Raw genomic sequence first — 24482 nt, forward strand, 5'->3', positions numbered from 1 at the left:
AAGACCGCGCTACCACGGGACGACTTCGCCGGTGCGGTCCAGGAACTGCAGGCCGGGCGCGCCCGCCTGCGCTTCGAGGACGTCGACGACGGCCGGGATGCTTTCCTCCGGGGTCAGCGGCGCGTCGGGGCCGCCGAGTTCGGTCTTGTTGTGGCCGGGGTCGATGAGCAGCTTGGTGTGCCCGTCGTCGGCGTGGCGCGTGGTGTAGCTGCGCATCAACTGGTTGAGCGCGGCCTTGCTGGCCTTGTAGAGCTCGTAGCCGTCCTCGGTGTTCCGCGAAATGCTGCCCTGGTCCGACGACATGACCGCGACGGTGCCGCCGGGGGCGACGAGCCCACGGAGTGCTTCGAGGGCGCGCAGCGGGCTCAACGCGTTGGTGATCATCACCTCGGCGAAGGTGTCGTCGGGGACCTCGTGGATCGGCTGGTTCCCGCGGTTGATCGCGGCGTTGACGAAGAGCAGGTCGAGCCGGCGCCCGGCGAGGCGCTCGCGCAGCGCGGCCAGTTCTCCTGGACTGGTCATCTCCAGCGTCTCGACGGTCAGGCTTCCGTTCGAGGCGGCGGCTCTCAGCTCGCCGCCGTTTTCCCGTGTCGTGGCGATGACCCGCCAGCCGCGCCGGGCCAGTTCGGTGACGAGGACGAGCCCCAATCCCCTGGAGGCTCCGATGACGAGGGCTTGGCGGGGGGAGGTGGTGGACACGATCGCTCCTTGTCGGAATTTGTCTAGACTGGACGTTGCGTCTAGACAGTAGCACGGCGCGGACGGCGGAGCGCGGCTCAACCGTCGGATAGGTTCCTCCCATGCCCGCCGCGAATTCCCAGCCCCGCAGGGCGCGCTCCGGCAACCGGCGAGACGAGGCCGCGCGCCTCGCCGTGCTGCACGCCGCGGACGACCTCCTCGTCGAGCACGGTTTCGGCGCGCTGACCGTCGAAGCGATCGCGCGCCGCGCCGGTGTCGCCAAGCAGACGATCTACCGGTGGTGGCCGTCGAAGGTGGAAGTCCTCCTCGACACGCTCATCGCGGACAGCGAGAAGAGCCTTCCGGTCCCGGCGGAGCAGGTCACGGCCGACGACATCCGCGGCTACTTCCGCGGTTTCGCGCGGTTCGTCACCCGTGATCCCGCGGGCAAGGTGCTCCTCGCGGTCATCGCCGAGGCACAGCACGATCCCGGCACGGCCGCGAACCTCCGCGAGCGCTACCTCGAACCGCGCCGCAAGCAGGAACGGGAAATGCTCGCGCGCGGTACCGACGCGGGCGAGATCTCGCTGCGGCTCGGCCCCGATGCCACGATCGACGCCCTGGCTGGCCCGATCGTCTACTGCGCGCTGACGGGTTCGAGCGTTCCTCGCGGTTTGCTCGACACCCTCTTCGAAGACCTCTTGAGGCCTCGAACCGACTAGTGTCGCGATCTCGGCCCTCGCGGCACGCGGCTACGGCTGGAAAGCGTTGCCGGTGGCGATCTTCGGGCGCCCGAGTTCCACCGGCTCGCCCGGTTTGGCGCGCCGGTAGACCGCGGCCGTGGCTTCGGCGATGTGGCCCCAGTCGAAGTCGGCGGCCAGCCGGGACTTCGCGGTGCGGGCGCGGCGCGCGGCGGCTTTGCGGTCGTCGAGTACGGTGCCGACGGCCGCGGCGATCGCGGCCACGTCGCCGGGTTCGAAGGCGAGCCCGGTTTCCCCGTCGATCACCACTTCGCCGAGGCCGCCCGCGGTCGAGGCCACGAGCGGGGCCTGCGCGGCGGCGGCTTCGAGCGCGACGATGCCGAACGGTTCGTAGCGGCTGGGCAGCACCACGGCGTCGGCGGCGGCGAGCGCGGCGCGCAGCTCGCGATCGGAAAGGTGCCCGACGAAGTCGACGGCGCGCCGGATCCGGAGCTTCCTCGCCTGCTCGACGAGTTCGTCGAGGTGCCGTCCCTTGCCCGCGACGACCACGCGGGCGCCGGGGTGGGCGCGGCGGATCCTCGGCAGCGCGGCCAGCAGGTCCTGCACGCCCTTTTCCCATTCGAGCCTGCCGAAGTACAGCAGCAGCGGCGCGCCGTCGGGGCTGTGCGCGGCGCGCGCCTCGGCGATCGCGGCGGCGGGCACGCGCCAGCCGCGCTCCTCGATCCCGTTGTGGATCACCGTGATGTCGGCGGCGTCGAGGTCGAAGAGGTGGGCGACCTCGGTGCGCATGGCCTGCGAACAGGTGATCAGTGCGTCCGCGCGGTTCGCGAGCCACCACTCGGCGGAGTGCACCTGCTGGTTGAGCGGGTGCGAAAGCCAGCCGGAATGCCTGCCGGCCTCGGTCGCGTGGATCGTGCCGACCAGCGGCACCGCGGCCTGCTCGGCGAGCGCGATCGCGGGATGCGTGACGAGCCAGTCGTGCGCGTGCACCACGTCCGGCTGCCAGCCGCGCAGCAGCTCACCGCCCGCCCTGATCATCGCGTGGCCCATCGCGAGCGTCCAGGCGACCAGGTCGCGTTCGAACGTGACGTGCATCGGGTCCTCGGCGACCCTGATCACGCGGACGCCTTCGACCACCCGATCGGTGGTCGGATGCGTGTGCGCGTCGGTGCCCGCGACGTGGCGGCACAGCACGACGACCTCGTGCCCGTCGCGGACCAGGTGCCTCGCGAGTGCGTGCACGTGCCGGGACAGGCCCCCGACCACGACCGGCGGGTATTCCCACGACAGCATCAGTACGCGCATGTCTGGAGGTTACTCATCAGTCGCTTAGGGCGCTCCGGTACGGGGTCGCTCACCAGCGGCCGAGACGGGCGGTGACGAGATGTCATGACCGGATGTGACCTGGCCGACAATTCACTCGAATGGACCATGACTTCACGAATGTCGTTGGTCACTCTTGTGCAGTGATGTTGAATTCCGTGCGAAGAAGACGTCCCGCCGCCCTCGTCGCCGCGCTGCTCGCCGCCGTGGCGTTCGGGACCGTTCCGGCCACCGCCGCCGAGCCCGCTGCCCAGCCGCACCAGAAGGCATGGGAGCCCAAGACCCCGCCGCTGTCCACGCCATGGACCTACCAGGTCGGGCCGGACAACGCGCTCCCCGAATACCCGCGGCCGCAGCTGTCCAGGCCGCGCTGGCAGAACCTCAACGGGTTGTGGGAGTACACCGGCGGACCCGCCGCCTTCCGCGCCTCGGCACCGTCCACTTCGGAGTACAAAGAGCAGATCCTGGTGCCGTACCCGCCGGAATCGGCGCTGTCCGGCGTCCAGCGCCACGACGACCAGATGTGGTACCGCAAGGTCTTCCAGGTGCCGCCGGACTGGCGCGGCCAGCGCGTGCTGCTGCACTTCGGCGCGGTCGACCAGATCGCCACCGTCTGGGTGAACAACCAGCAGGTCGCCACGCACTCCGGCGGCTACGCCGAGTTCACCGCCGACGTCACGAAGGCGTTGCGCAGCGGTGGTTCGCAGGAACTGACCGTGCGCGTCGAAGACCGCAACGACATCAACACGTTCCCGGTCGGCAAGCAGCGCAACAGTCCCGGCGGGATCTTCTACACCGGCTCGTCCGGCATCTGGCAGACCGTGTGGATGGAACCGGTCGCCGCGTCCCATGTGGACAAGCTCGACATCGTTCCCGATCTCACCAGCTTCGCGGTGACGCCCAAGGCAACGGGCGCCGACGGGCAGCGCGCCGAGGTCGTCGTGTCGCAGCCGGGCGGGCCGGAAGTGGCGCGCTCGCAAGGGAAACCGGGCCAGGCGATCCGCGTGCCGGTGCCGAACCCGCACCTGTGGAGCCCGGACGATCCGTACCTTTACGACCTCACCGTGCGCCTGCGCGACGCGGGCGGCCGCGTCACCGACGAGGTCCGCAGCTACGGCGGCCTGCGCACGATCGGCACCGTCAACGACGCCCAGGGCAGGCCGAGAATCGCGCTCAACGGCAAGACCACGTTCCTGCACGGTCCGCTCGACCAGGGCTTCTGGCCGGACGGGATCTACACCGCGCCCACCGACGCGGCGCTGAAGTTCGACCTCGAGCAGATCAAGAAGCTCGGGCTGAACTTCGTCCGCAAGCACATCAAGGTCGAACCGGCGCGCTGGTACTACTGGGCCGACAAGCTCGGGCTGATGGTGTGGCAGGACATGCCGTCGCTGGTGGTGTCGTTCGACGGCCCGCCGGGACCGGCGCCGGACCCGGTACCGGAGGCGAAGGCGCACTACGAGCAGGGCCTCACCGCCATGGTCGACCAGTTGCGCAGCTCACCGTCGATCATCGGCTGGGTGCCGTTCAACGAGGGCTGGGGCGAGTTCGACACCCAGCGCATCGCGGACAAGGTGAAGGCGCAGGACCCGTCGCGCCTCGTGAACGCCTCCAGCGGCGTGAACTGCTGTCTGTCCAGACCGGACACCGGTGCCGGTGACGTCTACGACGACCACACCTACGTCGGCCCTGGGCGGCCGCAGGTGAAGGACGGCAGGCCGATCGTCGACGGCGAGTACGGCGGGCTCGGGCTGGTGCTCGACGGGCACGTGTGGCCGGGTCCGCCCGGCGCGTACGAGATGACGAAGAGCCAGGACGAACTGACCCGGCGCTACGGCGAGGTGAGCGACGACCTGCTGAAGGTGGTGCGGGACAACGGGTTGTCCGGTGCGATCTACACCCAGACCACCGATGTCGAGAACGAGGTGAACGGGTACCTCACCTACGACCGCAGGGTGATGAAGCCGAACCTGGGCGTGGTGGCCGAGCACAACCGCGCGGTGATCGCCGCCGGATCGCAGTAAAAAGGGGAACAACGGTGTCCGAAGTGGAGAAGACAGGACTGAGCCGCCGCGGCGCGCTCGGCACGATGCTCGCCGCCGGCGCGGTCACCGCGCTGGGGGCGGCGTCACCCGCGGCCGCCGCAGGGTCGAATGTGTCCGATGTGGACGGTTCGGCGGCGCGGGGGCAGACCGCGAGCGGACGGCTGTACGAGCTGCGGTGCGGGAACGCGCGCGCGGTGATCGCGGGTGTGGCGGCGACCGTGCTGTCGTACCAGGTGGACGGTGAAGAGCTACTGCTCACGCACGCCGCGGACGACGTCGGCGAGGGCTACCAGGGCAAGACGATCCTGCCCTGGTGCAACCGCATCGACCACGGCAAGTACACCTTCGGCGGCAAGCAGTACGCGGTCCCGATCAACGAGCCGGACCGCGACACCGCGCTGCACGGCCTGCTGAGCTTCACCGAATGGCAGCCGGTGCGGCACACCCGGGACAGCGTGGTGCTGGAGGTGCAGCAGCACCCGCACTACGGATACCCGTTCCACGTGGCGTTCCGGATGGAGTTCGCGCTCGGGCGGCGCGGGCTGTCCAGCACGCTCACCGCGCGCAACATCGGTTCGGGGCCCGCGCCGTTCGGCACGGCCAACCACACCTACGTGAAAGCGGCCTCCGGCACGATCGATTCGATCGAACTGGAGCTCGGCGCGAGCACGTACTACGTGGTGAACGACCGGCTCATCCCCACCGGGACCGCGCCGGTGGCGGGCACGCCGTACGATTTCCGCACCGCGAAGAAGATCGGCGCGACCAAAATGGACACCGCGTTCAAGGATGTGCGGCGCGGCGAGGACGGGCTCGCGACGGTCACCTTCCGGCGGCCGGGCGGGCACACCGTGCGGTTGTGGATGGATTCCTCGTACGGATACCTGCAGTGCTACACCGACGACGGGCCGACGGGGCATCCGCCGCGCTCCGGTCTCACCGTCGAACCGGTGAGCTGCGCGCCGAACTGCTTCAACACCGGTGACGGCCTCGTGGTCCTCTCACCCGGCCGCGCCTGGCGGGGTACCTGGGGCCTTTCCGCGAGCTGAGTCGCCGATTGCTCGATGCCCCGAAGGTGGCTTTCGGGGCATCGAGCGCCCCGAAAGCCACCTTCGGAGCGTCAGGCCGAGGTCGGCAGGATCGCTTCGATCGCCTCGGTGACGGTGGCGTCTTCCGGTTCGGTGCGGGGGCGGAAGCGGCCGACGATCTTGCCGTCCGGGGCGATGAGGAACTTTTCGAAGTTCCACTGCACATCGCCGGCCGCGCCGTCGGCGTCGGGCGTCGCGGTCAGCTCGGTGTAGAGCGGGTGCCTGCCTTCGCCGTTCACGTCGATCTTCTCGAACAACGGGAAGGTGACGCCGTACGTCGTCGAGCAGAAGGTCTGGATCTCCTCGGCGGTACCGGGTTCCTGGCCCGCGAACTGGTTGCACGGGATCCCGACGACCGAGAAGCCGCGGTCGCCGTAGCGCTCCTGCAGCTTCTCCAAACCGGTGTACTGCGGGGTCAGCCCGCACTTCGACGCGACGTTCACCACGAGCAGCGCCTTGCCGTCGAGGGAACCGAGCGACGAGTCCTCACCGGACAGCGTCCTAAGCGGGATTTCCTTGATACTCAAAGATTTTCCTTCCTCTGCAGATCGCGGGCGTCGAGGCGCCCGAACGGGAGGTCGTCCGCGCGGAACCGGCGGGCGAGGTCGTGCGCGCGGTCGCGATGGCCGCCCCGCAGGAGCGCGGCCAGTTCGTCGAACCGCTCGGTGTGCACCGCGGCACGGCGGCGCGCGTAGTCGGCGGCGGAATCCTTGGTGACCATGAACGCCCAGTCGCTCGACAGCGCGAGCATCGCCTCGGTGACGGCCTGATCGGCGACGCGGTCGCGGCCCGCGCTGCCGGGAAGGGACAGCAGGCGCTCCTGCAGCGCGGCGTTCGCGGTGACCAGGTCGGCGACCTGCTCGCCGTCCCACACCCGCCAGTCCTTGCCGGAGCCCCACGAGGACGCGGGAAGGTCGACGCGGCCGCCGAGGTGGCCCGCCTCCAACGCGCCTTGGAGCGTGGTGACCCGCACCCCGGCCTCGGGCAGCGCGCGCAGCACGCCTTCGAGCCAGGCGGGACCCTCGTGCCACCAGTGCCCGAACAGTTCCGTGTCGTAGGCCGCGACGACCAGCGGTTCGCGTTCTTCGCCCGCGCGCAGCGAGCGCAGCCGCGAAACCACGGTGTCGACGAAATCCTTGACGTGCGAGCGAAGCGTGTCCGCGGCGAGCGCCGGATCGTACGGCGCCTTCTCCCACGGCGGCACCTGCTTGCCGGTCACGCGCGACGGTTTCAGCCCGACTTCGTGGTCCCAGGTGTGGAAGTCGCGGTAGGCGCTGTGCCCCGGATAGCCCGCCTTCGGGGACCACACGCGGTAGGTGACTTCGAGGTCGCGGCCGAAGCACACGACGTCGGAGTCGCCGACGGTCCGCGCCGCGGCCGTGGTGCCGTGCAGGGACGGCCCGTCGACCAGGAACCGCTGGACGCCCGCCGCCGCGTACCCGGTTTCCATGCCGGGCGCGTAGCCGCATTCGGGTGCCCAGATGCCCGATGGCCGCGTGCCGACGCGGAGTTCGGTGTCGTCGAGGCCGCCGCGCAAGGCGAACGAGCGGATGCGCTCGTCGAGCAGCGGCTGGAACGGGTGCGCGAGCGGCCCGCCGAGCAGCTCGATCGTCCCGTCGTCCACAAAGGACCGGAGGATCGGCGAGAACCCGTGCCGCCAGCGGGTTTCGAACTCTTCGATCGCGCTGGTCGCCGTGCGGTACTCGCGGGCGCCGAGCTCTCGCAGAAGCGGGTCGTGGCCCCACAGCGTGCTCGCCTGCCGTGCGCGCAGCTGCCAGTTGCCGAGCCACTCGTGGAAGGAGCGCAGGCTGTACGGGTCGTCGAGCTGCGCGGCGAGCACGGGCGTGACGCCGAGGGTCAGCACGTCGCGCTTGCCCTCGTCGGCGAAGCGCCGCAGAAGGTCGACCACCGGCAGGTACGAATGCGCCCACGCCTGGTACAGCCATTCCTCGCCGACCGGCCACGAGCCGTGGTGTGGCAGCCACGGCAGATGGCTGTGCACGACGAGGCAGAAGGTGCCTTCCGAAGAGCTCACGGACGCACCGCCACGGCGACCAGGTCGAGGCTCGCGTCGAGGTCTTCGGCGTCGACGGCGAAGTCGTCCGCGCGGATCGCGGCCACGTCGGCGAGTAGCGCTTCGGGCCATTTCGCCTGGCCGGGCAGGCTGCCCATGACGACGTCGAGCTGGGCGTCGATGATCGACCCGCCGTAGCGCTCGTCGAGCGCGCGCACCCCGCCGCCGTGGCGCAGGCCGTCGAGCCGCTCCACTTCGAACCCTGCCTCTCGCAGCAGTTCGTCCATTTCGGACGGTGCGAGTTCCCTGGTGTGGAACGGGTTCAGCGGGGTGTCGCTGTCCGGGGTGAAGGTCAGCCGGTTCGGCGTGGTCACCAGCAGCCGCCCGCCGGGGCGCAGCACGCGGTGGCACTCGGCGAGGAACCCGGCCTGGTCCCACAGGTGCTCGATCACCTGGAAGTTCGCCACGACGTCCACAGTGGACGAAGCGACCGGCAGGAAGGCGAGGTTCGCCCGCGCGACCCGCACGTTCTCGTAGCGGGCGGAGACGTGCGCGACGGTGTGCTGGTCGTAGTCGAGCGCCAGCACCCGCTGCGCCTTACCCGCGATCAACCCGGCACCGTAACCTTCGCCACACCCGGCTTCGAGCACGGTGCCTTCGCAGTAGGGGAGCAGTGCCAAATAGGCCGCTTCGTGTCGGCGGAACCAGTAGTTTTCCTCGGGCACACCGGGGACGGTGCGCTCCCCGGTGAGGTGCAGGTACTGGGCCTCACCTGCGGTTCTGGCTGGCACTGGCGCGTTCTCCCCGGGGGCAGGCGGTGTTGGTGGTCTCGCTGCGAAACTACCTTGTCCCGCGCTCGGCGCCAGCGTCGTAGCGGTCGCGGTTTTGTGGTGCGCTCAGCCCGCTCGTCCGGCGGCGATCCCCCAAGGCGTACGAGAAGTCCCTTTCGTACGCCCAGGGGAGCCCCTGTTTTCAACATTACCGTGGCGCACCGACAAAAACGGGGCGCGCGGTGTCAGCGCTTCCGGTACCCCTTGGCGCGCTCCTGCACCTTCGCCAGCGCGTCCTTCGCCTGCTGGCGGCGCTTCGGGTCGTTCGCGAAATCCTTGGCCTGATTGATCATCCGCTTGCCTTGCGGACTGCTCGCGAGGTGGGCGATCCGGCTGAACAGCGATGCCATGGCTGTCGTCCTCCGTGCTGGGCGCGTGACGGTATGTCCGTTTCGTCTGTCCAACGTGCCATGGCGATCCGGAGTTCCGCCAGGCTCAGGTGGGTGAAACGGTGATGCCGAGCGCCCCGGGGCCGACGTGGGCGCCGATGATCGTGCTCGCCTCGACGATCATGTTGTCCCGCATGTCGGGAAGTTGGGTCCGCAGCCGGTTCGCGACCTCGTCGACGCGTTCGTCGGTGGAGCCGAAGCGCACCATCGCGACGTCGACCGGTCCGCGCCCGGCGCGCTCGCCGGCCAGATCGGTCAGGCGCTGCAGCGCGCGCCGGGTGCCCGGCACGCGCGCGAGCGGCGCGACCTCCCCGTTGGTCACGGTCAGCAGCGGTTTGATGGACAGCGCACTGCCCAGCACGGCCGCCGCCGCACCGATCCGGCCGCCGCGGCGCAGGTATTCGAGGGTGTCCACGTAGATCAGTTCCGTGCTGCCCCGGTACCGGCGTTCGGCGGCTTCGATGACCCGCCGCGGGTCGGCGCCCGCGGCCGCTGTCCGCGCCGCGGACAGCGCGGCGAACCCGAGGCTCATCCCGGTGGTTTCGCTGTCCAGTACGTGGACGGGCACGTTGACCTGCTTCGCGGCTTCCTGCGCGGCGCGCACGGTCGCCGACATCCGGCCGGAGATGTGCACGCTCACGATGGCGGTCGCGCCATGGGAAACGGCGTCCTGGTAGGTCCAGAAGAAGGCGCCGGGATCGGGGGGCGAGGTGGACACCGGGGTGCCCTGGCGCAGCGCTTCGACCAGCTCAGGGCGTTCGAAGCGGTGTTCGTCGTCGGTTCTCGATCCCACGTGGAGCTGGACCTGGACGACGGAGATGCCCCACTGGGAGACGAGCTGCTCGGGGAGGCAGGCGGTCGAGTCGGTGACTACGGCGACGGTCGGCACAGTTCCGCAGGCTAACCCGAATCACTCGACAGGAGTACCCGCAGGTTCCGCCAAGCGGGGTAACACACACCTGGGGTAACCTGAGGGCGAGGAAAGTTCTGGGACGATGGTCCCGATAAAATGTGATTCCAGGTGAATGGCGTCACCTCGGCGCGCCAGCACGCCGGAACTTCCCTAATCTACCGGCGAGTAGTGCAGGGCAAAGCCGTATTCAGGGCGCGCGAGCGTCCCAGTAACGGGAGGTCGAAGAGGACCCATGACCAATATCGTCGTCCTGGTCAAGCAGGTGCCGGACACCTATTCGGAGCGCAAGCTCTCCGACGGTGACCACACCCTGGACCGCGAGTCCGCCGACGCCGTACTCGATGAAATCAACGAGAAGGCCGTCGAAGAAGCGCTGAAGATCAAGGAAGCGGGCGAGGGCGAGGTCACCGTGATCTCGGTGGGCCCCGACCGCGCGACCGACGCGATCCGCAAGGCGCTTTCCATGGGGGCGGACAAGGCCATCCACGTCTCCGACGAGGCGCTGCACGGCTCCGACGCGATCGCCACCGCCAAGGTGCTCGCCGCCGCCGTCGGCAAGGTCGAGGGCTACGACCTGGTCATCGCCGGCAACGAAGCGTCCGACGGTCGCGGCGGCGCGGTCCCCGCGATCCTCGCCGAACTGCTCGGCGTGCCGCAGCTGACGCACGCGCGAGTCCTGACGGTCGAGGGTTCGACCGTGAAGGCCGACCGGGAGACCGAGGACGGCATCACTCACCTCGAAGCGAGCCTGCCAGCCGTGGTGAGCGTCGGCGAGAAGATCAACGAGCCGCGCTACCCGTCGTTCAAGGGCATCATGGCCGCCAAGAAGAAGCCGGTCGAGACGCTGACGGTCGCCGACCTCGGCATCGACGCGAGCGAGGTCGGCCTCGGCAACGCGTGGAGCTCCGTGCTCGAAGCCACCCCGAAGCCGCCGCGCACGGCCGGTGAGCGCGTCGAGGACGAGGGCGACGGCGGCTCGAAGGTCGCCGAGTACCTGGTCGCGCAGAAGATCATCTGAGCCCCGCCGACAGAGATTTCGAGGAGGAAAGACGAATGGCTGAAGTACTCGTCCTCGTCGACCATGTCGACGGCGAGGTCAAGAAGGTCACGCTGGAGCTGCTCACCGCCGCCCGCGCGCTCGGCGAGCCGTCCGCGGTGGTGGTCGGCCAGACCGGCACCGCCGCGAAGGCGAAGGAGTCGCTGGCCGCGCACGGTGCGGCGAAGGTGTACGTCGCCGAGGGCGACGACGCCGCGAACTACCTCGTGACGCCGAAGGTCGACGTGCTCGCCGCGCTGGCCGAGAAGTCGTCCCCGGCCGCGGTGCTCGTCGCCGCGTCGTCCGAGGGCAAGGAGATCGCGGGCCGCCTTGCCGCGCGGCTCGGTGCCGGTCTGCTCACCGACGCCGTCACGGTGAACTCCGACGGTTCGGTCGAGCAGTCCATCTTCGGTGGCGCGTTCTCGGTGAAGTCCAAGTCCGCCAAGGGTTCCCCGGTCATCTCGGTGCGCCCCGGCGCGGTCGACGCCGAGCAGGCCGAGGGTGCCGCGGCCGAGGAGACCGTGGAGATCCCGGCCACCGACCCGGCGAAGGCCGCGAAGATCACCGGTGTCGAGCCGGTGACCGGTGGCGACCGCCCCGAGCTCACCGAGGCGTCGATCGTCGTCTCCGGTGGCCGCGGTGTCGGTTCGGCCGACAAGTTCGACGTGGTCGAGAAGCTCGCCGACTCGCTCGGCGCGGCCGTCGGCGCTTCGCGTGCCGCGGTGGACTCCGGCTACTACCCGGCACAGTTCCAGGTCGGCCAGACCGGTAAGACCGTTTCGCCGCAGCTCTACGTGGCGCTCGGCATTTCCGGCGCGATCCAGCACCGGGCCGGCATGCAGACCTCGAAGACGATCGTCGCGGTCAACAAGGACCCCGAGGCCCCGATCTTCGAGATCGCCGACTTCGGCGTCGTGGGCGACCTGTTCAACGTCGCCCCGCAGCTGACCGAAGAGGTCGCCAAGCGCAAGGGCTGACCCTTTTCGTCCCCTGATGGCCACCATGACGGCACGCAATGCCGTCATGGTGGCCATCACGGCATTCAGGGGTCCGCACCCGGGGCTACCTGAGAAAACACTGAGAACCCGTTATTAACGGAACGTGCACCAAGCGGACATTCGATCGCACTCTCCGCGGTTTCTTCCCGGCGGGTACACCTAAGCCATGACGCGGTCACAGCTACTCGTCAGCACTGATCAGGCGGGTGCGGAGCTTCCTGCGGACGCTCCCCGCTACTCCCTGCTCGTGGCGGGCGACGCCGATGAGATCCTTGCCGCACAACGACTCCGCTACCGGATCTTCGCCGAGGAAATGGGCGCGAAGCTGCATTCCGAGCAGCCCGGCCTCGACATCGACGAATTCGACCAGTTCTGCGACCACCTCGTGGTGCGGGACGACAACAGCGGCGACATCGTCGGCACCTACCGCATGCTCCCGCCGGAACGGGCCAGACAAGCCGGCGGGCTGTACTCCGACACCGAGTTCGACCTCTCCTCGCTGTCCGCGCTGCGGCCCTCCCTCGTGGAGACCGGCCGCTCGTGCGTCCACCCCGACCACCGCAGCGGTGCCGTGGTGAGCCTGGTGTGGGCCGGGATCGCCCGCTACATGCTGCTTTCCGGCCACCGCTACCTCGCGGGTTGCGCCTCCGTCCCGCTCGCCGACGGCGGCGCCTACGCGGCCGGAGTGTGGGATGTGCTGCGCGCCAAGCACTACGCCCTGGAAAGCGAGCGGGTCGCACCGCTGCACCCGTGGGAGAGCGACGGGATCGACCGCCCGGCGCGTTCGCTGCTGCCGCCGCTGATCAAGGGGTACGTGCGGCTCGGCGCGAAGGCGTGCGGCCCGCCCGCGCTCGACGCGGATTTCGGGGTCGCCGATTTCTTCGTGCTGCTCGACCTGCAGAACATCGACGAGCGCTACCTGAAGTTCTTCCTCGGGGTCCAGCTGTGACCGCACACCCGTACATGCCGACCTCGCCGTGCGGCGACGCGTGCCTCACGCCGGGCGCCCCGACCGTCGCGTTCGGACGGAGGGTGCTCCGGTTCACCGCGGCGATCGGGCTCGTGCTGGTCACCGTCACGGTGGCGGCGCCGTCGATGCTGGTGCTGCGCGGCAAAGCGCGGGAACGCGTGGTGCGCATGGTTTTCTCGAACGTGCTGCGCGCGTTCGGGGTGCGGCTGCTGGTGCACGATCCCGAAGGGTTCGCCTCCGCCGAAGCGGGTCGCGGCGCGCTCGTGGTGAACAACCACATCTCGTGGCTCGACATCATGGCGATCAACGCGGTGCGCCCGATGCGCGCGCTCGCCAAGAAGGAGATCGCGGGCTGGCCGGTGCTCGGCGGGCTGGTCGCCAAGGGCGGCAGCATCTTCCTCGACCGCGAGCGGCTGACCACGCTGCCCGGCACCATCGCCGAACTGGCCGAAGCGCTGCGCGGCGGCGCGCTCGTCAACGTGACGCCGGAGGGCACCACGTGGTGCGGGCTCGCTTCGGGGCGGTTTACCACGGCGACGTTCCAGGCCGCGATCGACGGCGGAGCCGGTGTGCGCCCGATCGCGATCCGCTACCGGCTCGCCGACGGCAGGGAGACCTCGCAGCCCGCGTTCATCGGCCCGGAGTCGCTGATCGCGTCGCTGCGGCGGGTGGCGCGGCTGCGCGGCCTGGTGCTGGAGATGTTCGTGTGCCCGGAGATCGCGCCGGGACGCGCCGCCGACCGCCGCGAACTGGCGGCGATCGCCGAAGCGGCCGTGCACTCCGCGCTCGGCACCGTCCGGATCCCCGCGCAGCAGCGGAAGCGGGTCGTCGCGAAGAAGCCCGACACCGCGAAGACGACAGCCGCCTAGAGCGCTCGCCTACCATTGCGACGACGGCGGGGATCCGCCGTCCACGGGCGGTGGGAGGGGCGGGAACCGATGAGCCTTCGTCAGTACGAGTACGCGCTGGCCGTCGCCGAGCAGGGCTCGGTGACGGCCGCGGCGGAGCTGCTGCACGTCGCCCAGCCTTCGGTGTCCCAGCAGATCCGCGCGCTGGAGCGGGAACTCGGCGTGCAGTTGTTCGCCCGCACGCCGACCGGGCTCGTGCCGACGGTGGTCGGCCGCGCTTTCCTGCGGGAGGCGGAGGTCGCGGTGAGCGCGTCGCGGCGCGCGAGGGCGACGGCGCGGGCCGGTGCCGACGAGCTGGAGGGCGAGCTGCTGGTCGCGGCCCAGATGGGGCTGGGCGCTCGGCAGCTGCCGAGCGCGCTGGCCGCGCTGCGCCGCCGGTTCCCCCGGCTGGAGGTCACCGTCTTCGAAGAGCCGAACCCCGCCGAGCTGGAGCGGCTGGGCCGCCGGGGCGTGCTGGACCTCGTGCTGGTGGCCGCGCCGTGCGAGGAGAACGCGGCCGACGCCCACCACCTCGGTGACGAGGAGTTCGTCGTGGTGCTGGGCTCCGGGCACCGGCTGCTCGCCGCGGACCGGGTGGAGCTGCGCGAGCTGGCGGGGGAGCCGTGGGTGCGGTTCGGCCGCGACAGCGCGCTCGACGGCGTGCTGCGGGATGTGCTGCGCGACAACGAACTCACCCCGGTCACGGCTGCCCGCGTGTCTCAGACGGCGACCGCCGTGCGCTGGGCGGGCCACGGGCTGGGCGTGACGCTCGTCCCGGCTTCCGCGGTGCCCCAGGGCTACGAGTACCTCGCGCGCCCCGTGTTCCCCGTCGTGTCCCAGCCCATCGTCGCCGCGGTCCGGCGCGATCCCGGCCCGGCGGAGCTGGCCCTGCTCGACCTGCTGCGCCAGGAGACCTGGCACAAATCCGCTTCCTTCGCGCCGGGCGCGAAGGAAGCGGGTGCCGCCTGATCAGAGCTGGGTGCTGCCGCCGTCCACTACGAACTCGGCGCCGGTGGTGTAGGTGGCGTCGAAGGCGAGGAACGCGGCCGCTTTGGCGATCTCGTCCGGCGTACCGAGGCGCCGCATGGGGTTTTCCGCGGCCCGCTCCGCCTTGAACTGCTCGGCGGCCTCCTCGGTCAGCACCCCACCGAGGATTCCCGTGTCGATGGGACCGGGGCTCAGCGCGTTGACCCGGATCCCGCGCGGGAGCAGCTCGCTGGCGAAGCTGCGGGCCATCGAGCGCAGCGCCGCCTTGCCCGCGGAATAGACGCTCGCGGTCGGCATGCCGATGACGTTCGCGGTCGACGTGGTGAGCACGACACCGGCACCCGTGTTCAGCAGCGGCGCGAGCTTCTGCACCGTGAAGTAGGCGCCCTTGGCGTTGATCGCGAACAGGTCGTCGTAGAACTCCTCGGTCGTCGACTCGAAGGGCATCGTGCCCACGACGCCCGCGTTGACGAACAGGGCATCGAGCGCGCCCAGTTCACCCCGCACCCGATCGGCCAGAGTGTCCAAATCAGACAGTGCGGCCACGTCGCCCCTGACGGCCACCGCGTTCTCTCCGAGCCGTTTCAGCGCGGTGTCGAGCGTGACCTGGGAACGACCGGTGATCACCACGCGCGCGCCGCCGTCCACCAGCATTTTCGCCGTCGCGAAACCCATTCCGCTGCCGCCGCCGGTGATCAGGGCGTTCTTGTCGCGGTACCTGTCCTCAGCCACGGTGGAACTCGCCACCGTCCACGACGAGACTGCTCCCGGTAAGCCAGTTCGCCTTGTCGGACAACAGGAACAGCACCGCGTTGGCGATGTCCTCGGGACGGCCGTCGCGTCCCAGCGGCACGGCGGGGATGTCGCCCTGGTCCGACGTCCCGGCCATCCGCGCCCACTGCTCGCGCGTCGCCTCGCCGCCGGGAGTGGCTGTCCTGCCGGGCGTCACGACGTTGACCCGGATCCCGGACGGGGCCAGTTCCAGCGCGAGCCCGCGGCTGTAGTTCTCCAGTGCCGCCTTCGCCGCCGTGTAGTGCAGGAACGGGGCCACCGGGGTGGGGACCGCGGCCGAGGAGATGTGCACGATCGCCCCCGAACGCCGTTCCCGCATCAGCGGCGTCAGCAGTGCGTCCAGCCGCACCGAAGCCAAGAGGTTCAGTTCCAGTGCCTCCTGCCACTCCTCGTCGGGGATCTCCGAACTGCCCTTGTGCGGTCGTGCGCCGCCCGCGTTGTGGACCACGATGTCCACGCCGCCAAGCGCCTCCTGCACCGCCGCCGCGAGCGCCTGCGCGCCGGCCAGCGTCCGCACGTCGGCCGCCACGAAGGTGGCCCCTTCCGGCACCGTGCTGGCCGCCGATCTGGCGGTCGCGACCACCTCGGCGCCCGCGTCGAGGAGCTGGCGCACGATCGCCGCCCCGATCCCGCGAGAGCCACCGGTGACCAGAGCGCGCTTTCCCGCGAGTTCTTTTGCTCCGTTTTCGGGCATGGTCATGCCACGAGGTCCTTTCCAAGGTGAATTCGAGAATTGTCGCTGTGCGAACTTCTTCACGGTACTGCCGGGAAATCGCGATGGGCAAAGACGAAATGTCAGCAGGCGCCATAGGGAACCCCTATGCGCCGAGGTGCCCGCGAAAACGAGTTGACCTCCATCGCGGTGGAGGTTGCACGCTGGCGCTCATGACCCAGACCTCGCAGGCACCCCGCCGTGGTGTGTTGTGGACGCCCGATCACCGCGTGACGACGGTGGCGCTGCTGCTCCTGGTCACCCTCATCGCGTTCGAGAGCATGGGTGTCGCGACCGCGATGCCGACCATGGTCGCCGCGTTGCACGGCGAGGCGCTGTATTCGTGGCCGTTCACCACGTTCCTCGTCGCGAGCGTGGTGGCGACGGTGCTTTCCGGGACGCTCGGTGACCGTCGCGGCCCGGGGCCCGCGCTGCTCATCGGCCCGGTCCTGTTCCTCGGCGGCCTGCTCGTCGGCGGGTTCGCGCACGACATGGGCACGCTGCTGGCCGGGCGCGCGCTGCAGGGCTTCGGCGCCGGGATCCTCCTCGTCGCTACGTCGCTGCTGATCGCGCTGACCTACGACGACCGCGAGCGGCCGGTGATCTACGCGGCGAACGCGGCGGCCTGGGTGCTGCCCGCGGTCGTCGGGCCCGCGGTCGCCGGGTTCGTCACCGAGCGGTTCGGCTGGCGCTGGGTCTTCCTCGGGCTGGCGCCGCTCGTCGTGCTCGGCGCGGGCCTGCTGGTCGTGGTCGTGCGGCAGCTCCCCGCGCACCTGCCGAGCCCCCGGCAACGACGGGCGGGGCTGGTGATCGCGCTGGGCGCCGCGGGCGGGGTCGCCGCACTCACCTGGGCGGCGCAGCACCCGTCCGCGCTCGCCGTCGTGTACGGCGCCGCCGGGCTCGTCGTACTCGGCGTGACGCTGCGCCGCCTGCTGCCCGCGGGCACGCTCCGGGCGCGGCCGGGGCTGCCGACGGTGGTCGCGTCCAGGGCGTTGATCGCGGGTGCCTACGCGGGCATGGAGGCCTACCTGCCGTTGACCATGACCTCCGTGCACGGGTACAGCCCGGCGGGCGCGGGCCTGCCGCTCACCGTCACCGCGCTGGGGTGGTCGGCGGCTTCGCTGGCGCAGGGCCGGTATCCGGACTGGTCGCGGGAACGCATGCTGCGCCTCGGTTTCGTGCTGGTTTCGGTGGGCCTCGTGCTGTTCTGCCTCGTCTCGCAGCCGTGGGTCCCCGGCTGGGCCGCGTTCGCGGGCTGTGCGGTCGGCGGCGCGGGGATGGGCCTGGCGATGCCGTCGATCTCGGTGCTGCTGCTGCGGTACTCGCCCGAGCCCGAGCGCGGCTTCAACACCTCCGCGATGCAGCTGGGGGACTGGGTCGGCTCGGCGCTGGCCATCGGTTTCGGCGGCGTGCTCCTCGGCCTGCTCGGTTCCGCGGCGCGGCCAGCGGTGCCGATGGCCGCGTTCGCCGTCGTGCTGGTGGCGGTCGCGCTGGTCGGGGTGCTCGTCACCGGGCGGTGGCCGGACCGGTGACCACGGCGTGTGCCCGCACACGTCACGGTGAGGGCACGCTTCCCCGACGCGCGCGCGGGGCTACCCTGGACAGGCGATGACCTATCTAGATCACGCGGCGACCACCCCGATGTCGCCGCAAGCCGTTGCGGCGATGACCGAGGCGATGTCCACCGTGGGCAACGCCTCCTCGCTGCATTCCTCGGGCAGGCGCGCGCGGCGCGTCGCCGAGGAGGCGCGCGAGACGGTCGCTTCGGCGCTCGGCGCCCGGCCGTCGGAGGTCGTTTTCACCAGCGGCGGTACGGAAAGCGACAACCTCGCGGTGAAGGGCATCTACTGGGCGCGGCGGCAGGCCGATCCGGCGCGCCGCCGGGTGCTGGCGAGCGCGGTCGAGCACCACGCGGTGCTCGACACCGTCGAGTGGCTGGTGGCGCACGAAGGCGCCGAGGTCACCTGGCTCGAGGTCGACCACGACGGCGCGGTCCGCTCGGAGGTGCTGCGCGCGGCCGTCGAAGCGGATCCCGGCAGTGTGGCGTTGGTCACCGTGATGTGGGCGAACAACGAGGTCGGCACGGTCAATCCGATCCGGGAGCTGGCGGGGGTCTGCGCCGAGCACGGCATCCCGATGCACACCGACGCGGTGCAGGCCGTCGGCTCGGTGCCGGTGGACTTCGCGGCGAGCGGCGTCGGCGCGCTCACCGTGACCGGCCACAAGCTCGGCGGCCCGTACGGTGTCGGCGCGCTCCTGCTCGGCAGGGACACCCCGTGCGTGCCGCTGCTGCACGGCGGCGGGCAGGAGCGGGACGTCCGATCCGGCACCCTCGACGTGCCCGCGATCCACGCCTTCGCCGCCGCGGTGCGCACCAGCGTCGACGAGCGCGAGGAGAAGGCGCGCGAGCTTTCCGCGCTGCGGGACGACCTGATCGCGGCGATCCGGCGTGAGGTGCCGGACGCGCTGCTCAACGGCGCGGGCGGCGATCGCCTGCCCACCATCGCGCACTTCACCTTCCCCGGCTGCGCTGGCGACAGCCTGTTGATGCTGCTCGACGCGAAGGGCATCGAGTGCTCCACCGGCTCGGCCTGCACTGCTGGTGTGGCGCAGCCGAGCCACGTGCTGCTGGCGATGGGCGCGGATGCCGCGTCGGCGCGCGGTTCGCTGCGGTTCTCGCTCGGGCACACCTCGACGGCCGCCGACGTGGCCGCGCTCGCCGGGGAGATCGGCACGGTGGTGGCGAGGGCGCGCCAGGCGGGGCTTTCCGGGATGAGGAAACAGGGTCCGAAACTGACCGAACCCGATCGAGACAGGGCTGAGGTGTAGCGGGTATGCGCGTACTGGCCGCGATGAGCGGGGGCGTCGACTCCGCGGTGGCCGCCGCGAGGGCCGTCGACGCCGGGCACGAGGTCGTCGGCGTCCACTTGGCGTTGTCGGCGAAGCCGGGCACGTTGCGCACGGGTTCGCGTGGCTGCTGCACGATCGAGGACTCGCACGACGCCCGCCGCGCCGCCGACATCATGGGAATCCCGTTCTACATCTGGGATTTCGCCGAGCGTTTCACCGAGGAGGTCGTGGAGACCTTCGTCGGCGAGTACGCCGCGGGCCGCACGCCCAACCCGTGTGTCACCTGCAACGAGAAGATCAAGTTCGAGGCGTTGCTGGAAAAGGCGATGGCGCTCGGCTTCGACGCGGTGGCCACCGGTCACTACGCTCGTCTGTCCGTTGTGGACGGTGTGCCGGAGCTGCGCCGCAGCGCGGACGAGGGCAAGGACCAGTCCTATGTGCTCGCCTCGTTGACGCCGGTGCAGCTGCGCCACTCGATGTTCCCGCTCGGTGACTCGTGGAAGACCGAGGTGCGCGCCGAGGCGGAGGAGCGTGGCCTGTCGGTGGCGAACAAGCCGGACAGCCACGACATCTGCTTCATTCCTGACGGCGACACCAAGAAGTTCTTGGAGTCGAGGCTCGGCGAGCACCCCGGCGAGCTGGTCGACGCCGAGACCGGCGCCGTGCTCGGCAAGCACACCGGCGTGCACGGTTTCACCATCGGCCAGCGCAAGGGCCTTGGAATCGACGCCCCCGCCCCCGACGGCAAGCCTCGCTACGTGCTCTCGCTGGAGCCGGTCTCGGGCACCGTGAAGGTCGGCTCCGCCGACAATCTCGGCGTGCACGAGATTGTCGCGAACCGCCCGATCTGGCCCAGCGAAGCACCCCTGGAAGGCCCGACGGAGTGCGCCGTCCAGGTCCGCGCCCACGGCGGTATCGCCGACGCGGTCGCCGAGGTCGTCGGCGACGAGGTGCGCGTCCAGTTGCGCGAGCCGTTGCGCGGCGTGGCACCGGGCCAGGTGGTCGTGCTGTACCGCCCCGACGCCGACGGTGACTTGGTGCTCGGTAGCGCGAAGATCGCCGCCACCGCCTAACACTTCCGACGACCGGGTTCTTCGGTGTAGCTGCGCCCGTCGGGGGTGGTGACGGTCAGTTTTCCGGTCGCGTCGGTGGTGAAGGCCCAGCCGGGCTCGTCGCGGAGTTTGTGGTGCACCCGGCACAACGGCCGCATGTTGGCCTTGTCCGTACCGCCGCCGTCGGCCCATGCGGTGGCGTGGTCGAGGTCGGTGTACTGGGCGGGTCGGTTGCAGCCGGGCATGCTGCAGGTGCGGCAGGCGACCTGGATGTACTTGCGCATGCGCTTGGCGGGCCGGTAGTTTTTCCGACCGACATCGAGCGGTAGCTGTGTCATCGGTTCGTCGATGATGCGGTTCCAGACGGAGTTGGCGTCGAAGGCGATTTCGCGGGCCATCTCCGATGAGATGTCGCCGCATCCGGTGAGTTCCGCGGGATTGTCTCGCAGCCCCATCAGGGTGGGCAGGTCGATGTGCAGGAAGATTTGCGCTTTCGGCTTGCCGCCGCAAGCCCCGCTCAAGCACCGTTCGACCAGCGCATCGAGCCTGAGTTGGTCCATGGTGCGCTTGTCACCCTGTCGTTTCTTCTCCAGTGCGTCTTGGTCACAGGCCGCGTAAAGGGCCTGCGCGCGATCCGAAGGAAGCTCGGCGAACAGTGTCGAAGACCCGTGATCCCCGTGGCGGATTTCGAGCCTGCGCGCCGCCGCCTTGGCCTTGCGTCGCTGTTCGTACCCCTCGGGATCGATGCGCATCAGCAGTGAGTTGACCATCCGCCGCAGCGCGGGCGCGTTCCGGTTCTCGAACTTCCCGACCAGTCGAGCGTCCACTTCGGACGCTACCTCCCGAGAGACACACGCCGTGGCTTCGAACACCCGCGAGGCCGCATACTCGTCGATGAGCCCCTTCTCCAGTGCTTCCAGGGTGCGTGGCAGGTACGAGGTCAACGCGTCAGCGAGCGCCGTCTTCCGCTCCGCCGAGTTCTGGGTCAAGGCACACAACAGGGCCACTTGACCCACAGTAGATCTTCGCGACGACTCCTGCTCTATATCGGCGATATCCCGCAACAACATCGCCTGCTGATACCGAATAATCGCCAAACGTCGCTGAATAGAATCAGATTTAGTGTTCATAAAACAATTCTACCGCCCCGCAAAGAAGTGAGCATCACTAGATCGTGTACTCAAAAGATCACTACCTGCCACAACGCGCCCACAACGGCAAAGAAGATGAAAAACAATCGGGACCGAAAGTGCGTCGGGGACGCTACCTCAAGGCGACCAAAGGTTTTCGTTCCGTGAGGAACGATTGCTGGTGACCAACGACGCAACCCGCACCGAGGAGCAATCGTTCCTCACGGCGCGCCGAAGGCGTGCAGTAGACCCTCACCGTGCCCCCGAAAAAAGGTAGGTGTATCGCACCCATCCATCGCCCGCACCACACAAACACTGGCGCCCTTGCAGAAAGCCGGAGCCGAACCGTTCGTCGCCCAGCCGACCGACCACACCGCCCTGACGGAGGCCTTCACCGGGGCACACGGGGTGTACGTCATGGTGCAGCCCAACTACATCCCCGACAGCCCGGATTTCCTGGCCCACCAGAAGCGGATCGTCGACACGATGGTCACCGCACTGGCCAGCGCCGGGATCCGCCGGATCGTCACGCTGAGCAGCTGGGGTGCCGACAAGCCCGAGGGTACGGGCCCGGTCGTCGGACTGCACTACCTCGAGGAACAGGTCGACTTCCTCGACGCGGCGGTGACCCATCTGCGGGCCGGGTACTTCATGGAGAACCTGCTCGGGTGCGTTCGCCCAGAAGGCGTCGTCGCACCGTTCGACGCCGACATCGCGATGCCGTTCGTCGCTGCCGCAGACATCGGCCATGCCGCCGCGGAAACGCTGATCGCACCGACGCAAGCGATCCCCGGACACCCGGAGATCGTCGAAATCCAGGGCGAGCGCGACCTGAGCATGCGCGAAGCAACCCAGGTGATCGGCAAGCTGACCGGGCGCCCCGACCTTCGGTACGTGCGGCAGTCCACCGACGAGTTCGCCGCGGAACAACGAGCCGCCGGGGTGTCGGCAGGCGTCGCGGTCCTGATGGTCCAGGTCGCCAACGCGATCAACTCCGGCCACACCCGCGCATTGCAACCGCGCTCGGCCCGCACCACGACACCGACCAGCATCGAGTCCTTCGTGACGAATGTCCTTCTGCCACAAGGGATCAAAGCACCAGCTTGAACCCCACGTGCGTACCGGCAAACCCCAACCGCTCGTAGAACCGGTGCGCGTCCTCCCGAGAAGCGTTGGAGGTCAACTGCACGATCCGGCACCCCCGCCTCCGCGACTCGTCGATCGCCCACTGCATCAACGTGGTCCCCAACCCGCTACCGCGATGACTCCCGGCAACCCGCACGGCCTCGATGAGCCCCCGCGAAGACCCCTTGTGCGACAGCCCCGGAATGATCGTGAGCTGGAAGGTGCCGACCACCCCGGCGCCGTCGTCGGCGACCATCAGGAGCTGGTTCGGATCGGCCTCCAGCGAAGAGAAGGCCCGCAGGTAGGGGCCGAGGTCATCGGTGGATTCACGGGTCGCGCCGAGCTGGTCGTCGGCGAGCATCCGCACGATCGATTCGACATCGGACGCCGTGGCGCGTCTAATCTGGATCTCGCTCACGACCGCCGATTATTGCAGGAGGCACCGGGATGGGACCGCGCACGAGCACCGTCGACGATCTCCTCCGCCGCAGCGCGGCGAAGACCCCGGCGAAGACCGCGCTGCGGTTCGCCGGTCGCGAATGGACCTACGCGGAGCTGGACGCGGCGGTGACGAACGCCGCGGCGTTCCTGCTCGGGCTCGGGCTGGACAAGGGCGCGCGCGTCGCCGCGTACGGCAAGAATTCCGACGCGTACCTCATCGCGTTCCTCGCCTGCGCCCGCGCCGGACTGGTGCACGTGCCGATCAACTACAACCTCGCCGGTACGGAGCTGGCTTACTTGCTGGAGCAGTCCGGCAGCTCGGCCGCGCTCACCGATCCCGCCCTGCGGTCCGTTTTGGACGGTTCGGGCGCGGCGCCGCCGATCGTGGTGCCACTGCGAGACGACCCCGAGTCCCTGCTGGACGCCGCGACCACCGGTTCGACGCCTGACCTCGACGTCGAAGTGGCGGACACCGATCTGGTGCAGTTGCTGTACACCTCCGGCACCACGTCGCGGCCGAAGGGCGCGATGATGACGCATCGCGCGCTCGTGCACGAATACGTGTCGAGCATCGTCGCGCTGGATCTCACCGCGGACGACGCCCCGCTGCACGTCATGCCGCTCTACCACAGCGCGCAGATGCACGTGTTCCTGATGCCGTGGCTGGCGGTCGGCGCGACGAACGATCTGATGGAGACGCCGGACCCGGCCGAGATCCTGCGCCGGATCGAAGCGGACGGGCACCGCGCGTTCTTCGCCGCGCCGACGCTGTGGGTGGCGCTCGCGCACCACGGCGATTTCGGCAGCCGCGACCTCTCCGCGCTGAAGAAGGCGTACTACGGGGCGTCGATCATGCCGGGGCCGATCCTCGCCGCGCTGCGCGACGCCATGCCGGGGCTCGGGTTCTACAACTGCTTCGGCCAGTCCGAGATCGGCCCGCTGGCCACCGTGCTCGGCCCGGACGAGCACGCCGAACGGCCGGAATCCGCCGGACGCGCGGTGTTGTTCGTCGAGGTGCGCGTGGTCGACGGCGAGGGGAACGACGTCGAGCCCGGCGGACTCGGCGAGGTGGTCTACCGCTCGCCGCAACTGTGCGAGGGCTACTGGGACAAACCGGAAGAGACCGAAGAGGCGTTCCGCGACGGCTGGTTCCACTCCGGCGACCTGGTGCGCATCGACGAGGAGGGCTACCTCTCGGTGGTCGACCGGATCAAGGACGTGATCAACACTGGCGGGGTCATGGTCGCCTCGCGCGAGGTCGAAGATGCCTTGTACACCCACGATTCGGTGGACGAGGTCGCGGTGGTCGGGCTGCCCGACGACAAGTGGATCGAGGCGATCACCGCGGTCGTGGTGTCCAAAAAGGACCACGAACGCGACGCGGCGGCACTGGTCGCGCACCTGCAGGGAAGGCTGTCGTCGTTCAAGGTGCCCAAGGCGATCCACTTCGTCGACGAGCTGCCGCGCAACGCCTCCGGCAAGATCCTCAAGCGCGAGCTGCGGGACCGGTTCGCCGGGTGA

The 24482-nt window shown here is 69.7% G+C and carries 24 protein-coding genes; 13 read left to right on the top strand and 11 right to left on the bottom strand.

The annotated features are described in order from the left end of the window. Positions 1–9 precede the first annotated feature (9 nt). Positions 10–699, bottom strand: coding sequence for an SDR family NAD(P)-dependent oxidoreductase (locus HUW46_RS34035; RefSeq protein WP_215542841.1), 690 nt, complete (start codon positions 697–699; stop codon positions 10–12). A 101-nt stretch (positions 700–800) separates the two neighbouring features. Here HUW46_RS34035 and HUW46_RS34040 point away from each other — a divergent pair, with 101 nt between their 5' ends. Continuing rightward, positions 801–1400: a TetR/AcrR family transcriptional regulator gene (locus tag HUW46_RS34040; RefSeq protein WP_215542842.1), complete on the top strand. Its 600-nt coding sequence runs from the start codon at positions 801–803 to the stop codon at positions 1398–1400. A gap of 30 nt (positions 1401–1430) precedes the next feature. Here HUW46_RS34040 and HUW46_RS34045 read toward each other — a convergent pair whose 3' ends face one another. After that, a complete protein-coding gene (locus tag HUW46_RS34045; RefSeq protein WP_215542843.1) occupies positions 1431–2684 on the bottom strand; it encodes a glycosyltransferase family 4 protein in 1254 nt (417 codons plus the stop codon). A gap of 164 nt (positions 2685–2848) precedes the next feature. On the opposite strand from HUW46_RS34045, the gene HUW46_RS34050 reads away from it, so the two are divergent. Beyond that, complete coding sequence (locus tag HUW46_RS34050) at positions 2849–4726, top strand: glycoside hydrolase family 2 protein (RefSeq protein ID WP_215542844.1); 1878 nt, start codon at positions 2849–2851, stop codon at positions 4724–4726. Between the two features lie 14 nt (positions 4727–4740). Further along, a complete protein-coding gene (locus tag HUW46_RS34055; protein WP_254125159.1) occupies positions 4741–5796 on the top strand; it encodes an aldose 1-epimerase family protein in 1056 nt (351 codons plus the stop codon). A 71-nt stretch (positions 5797–5867) separates the two neighbouring features. Here the strand turns inward: HUW46_RS34055 and HUW46_RS34060 are convergent, their stop codons facing one another. The 5 genes from HUW46_RS34060 to HUW46_RS34080 all read right to left on the bottom strand — a co-directional run bounded on the left by HUW46_RS34060 (position 5868) and on the right by HUW46_RS34080 (position 9957). Continuing rightward, a complete protein-coding gene (locus HUW46_RS34060) occupies positions 5868–6362 on the bottom strand; it encodes a glutathione peroxidase (RefSeq protein WP_215542845.1) in 495 nt (164 codons plus the stop codon). Continuing rightward, a complete protein-coding gene (locus HUW46_RS34065) occupies positions 6359–7870 on the bottom strand; it encodes a 1,4-alpha-glucan branching protein domain-containing protein (protein WP_215542846.1) in 1512 nt (503 codons plus the stop codon). Before HUW46_RS34065 ends, HUW46_RS34060 begins: the two co-directional genes overlap by 4 nt. Then, positions 7867–8640 (bottom strand): class I SAM-dependent methyltransferase, encoded by a 774-nt coding sequence (locus HUW46_RS34070; RefSeq protein WP_215542847.1) that lies wholly within the window; start codon positions 8638–8640, stop codon positions 7867–7869. Before HUW46_RS34070 ends, HUW46_RS34065 begins: the two co-directional genes overlap by 4 nt. 224 nt (positions 8641–8864) lie before the next feature. After that, a complete protein-coding gene (locus tag HUW46_RS34075) occupies positions 8865–9029 on the bottom strand; it encodes a hypothetical protein (RefSeq protein WP_215542848.1) in 165 nt (54 codons plus the stop codon). An 85-nt stretch (positions 9030–9114) separates the two neighbouring features. Then, positions 9115–9957 (bottom strand): DegV family protein, encoded by an 843-nt coding sequence (locus tag HUW46_RS34080; RefSeq protein WP_215542849.1) that lies wholly within the window; start codon positions 9955–9957, stop codon positions 9115–9117. Between the two features lie 256 nt (positions 9958–10213). Between HUW46_RS34080 and HUW46_RS34085 the strand changes: the two genes are divergently transcribed. From HUW46_RS34085 to HUW46_RS34105, 5 genes are all read left to right on the top strand, one after another. Next, the gene (locus HUW46_RS34085) at positions 10214–10999 is read left to right on the top strand and encodes an electron transfer flavoprotein subunit beta/FixA family protein (protein ID WP_215542850.1); all 786 of its coding nucleotides are present in this window, start codon (positions 10214–10216) and stop codon (positions 10997–10999) included. A gap of 35 nt (positions 11000–11034) precedes the next feature. Then, complete coding sequence (locus tag HUW46_RS34090; RefSeq protein WP_215542851.1) at positions 11035–11994, top strand: electron transfer flavoprotein subunit alpha/FixB family protein; 960 nt, start codon at positions 11035–11037, stop codon at positions 11992–11994. Between the two features lie 187 nt (positions 11995–12181). Then, complete coding sequence (locus tag HUW46_RS34095; RefSeq protein ID WP_215542852.1) at positions 12182–12964, top strand: GNAT family N-acetyltransferase; 783 nt, start codon at positions 12182–12184, stop codon at positions 12962–12964. 14 nt (positions 12965–12978) lie between these two features. Further along, a complete protein-coding gene (locus HUW46_RS34100) occupies positions 12979–13854 on the top strand; it encodes a lysophospholipid acyltransferase family protein (RefSeq protein WP_215550279.1) in 876 nt (291 codons plus the stop codon). 69 nt (positions 13855–13923) lie between these two features. Beyond that, positions 13924–14841 (top strand): LysR family transcriptional regulator, encoded by a 918-nt coding sequence (locus HUW46_RS34105; protein WP_215542853.1) that lies wholly within the window; start codon positions 13924–13926, stop codon positions 14839–14841. Here the strand turns inward: HUW46_RS34105 and HUW46_RS34110 are convergent, their stop codons facing one another. Next, positions 14842–15591, bottom strand: coding sequence for an SDR family oxidoreductase (locus HUW46_RS34110; RefSeq protein WP_256451391.1), 750 nt, complete (start codon positions 15589–15591; stop codon positions 14842–14844). It abuts the gene before it with no gap. After that, positions 15584–16351, bottom strand: a complete 768-nt coding sequence (locus tag HUW46_RS34115; RefSeq protein WP_254125160.1) for an oxidoreductase — start codon at positions 16349–16351, stop codon at positions 15584–15586. The genes HUW46_RS34110 and HUW46_RS34115 overlap by 8 nt, the downstream gene beginning before the upstream one ends. A gap of 185 nt (positions 16352–16536) precedes the next feature. Between HUW46_RS34115 and HUW46_RS34120 the strand changes: the two genes are divergently transcribed. The 3 genes from HUW46_RS34120 to mnmA all read left to right on the top strand — a co-directional run bounded on the left by HUW46_RS34120 (position 16537) and on the right by mnmA (position 20286). Further along, entirely contained in the window at positions 16537–17895 is a 1359-nt protein-coding gene (locus tag HUW46_RS34120) for an MFS transporter (RefSeq protein WP_215542854.1), read from the top strand. Positions 17896–17971: 76 nt separating this feature from the next. Then, positions 17972–19192, top strand: coding sequence for a cysteine desulfurase family protein (locus HUW46_RS34125; RefSeq protein ID WP_215542855.1), 1221 nt, complete (start codon positions 17972–17974; stop codon positions 19190–19192). 5 nt (positions 19193–19197) lie between these two features. Further along, positions 19198–20286 (top strand): tRNA 2-thiouridine(34) synthase MnmA, encoded by a 1089-nt coding sequence (mnmA, locus tag HUW46_RS34130; RefSeq protein WP_215542856.1) that lies wholly within the window; start codon positions 19198–19200, stop codon positions 20284–20286. On the opposite strand, the gene HUW46_RS34135 is transcribed toward mnmA, so the two are convergent. Next, the gene (locus HUW46_RS34135; RefSeq protein ID WP_215542857.1) at positions 20283–21395 is read right to left on the bottom strand and encodes an HNH endonuclease signature motif containing protein; all 1113 of its coding nucleotides are present in this window, start codon (positions 21393–21395) and stop codon (positions 20283–20285) included. The two genes, mnmA and HUW46_RS34135, sit on opposite strands and share 4 nt — an antisense overlap. A gap of 294 nt (positions 21396–21689) precedes the next feature. Between HUW46_RS34135 and HUW46_RS34140 the strand changes: the two genes are divergently transcribed. Further along, positions 21690–22502: an NmrA family NAD(P)-binding protein gene (locus HUW46_RS34140; protein WP_256451458.1), complete on the top strand. Its 813-nt coding sequence runs from the start codon at positions 21690–21692 to the stop codon at positions 22500–22502. On the opposite strand, the gene HUW46_RS34145 is transcribed toward HUW46_RS34140, so the two are convergent. Next, a complete protein-coding gene (locus HUW46_RS34145) occupies positions 22486–22929 on the bottom strand; it encodes a GNAT family N-acetyltransferase (RefSeq protein WP_215550282.1) in 444 nt (147 codons plus the stop codon). The genes HUW46_RS34140 and HUW46_RS34145 overlap by 17 nt on opposite strands. A 38-nt stretch (positions 22930–22967) precedes the next feature. On the opposite strand from HUW46_RS34145, the gene HUW46_RS34150 reads away from it, so the two are divergent. Further along, on the top strand, positions 22968–24482 hold the full coding sequence (locus HUW46_RS34150) for an acyl-CoA synthetase (RefSeq protein WP_215542859.1): 1515 nt from the start codon (positions 22968–22970) through the stop codon (positions 24480–24482).

It is taken from the genome of Amycolatopsis sp. CA-230715 (assembly GCF_018736145.1).
In the GTDB taxonomy this organism is placed as follows: Bacteria; Actinomycetota; Actinomycetes; order Mycobacteriales; family Pseudonocardiaceae; genus Amycolatopsis.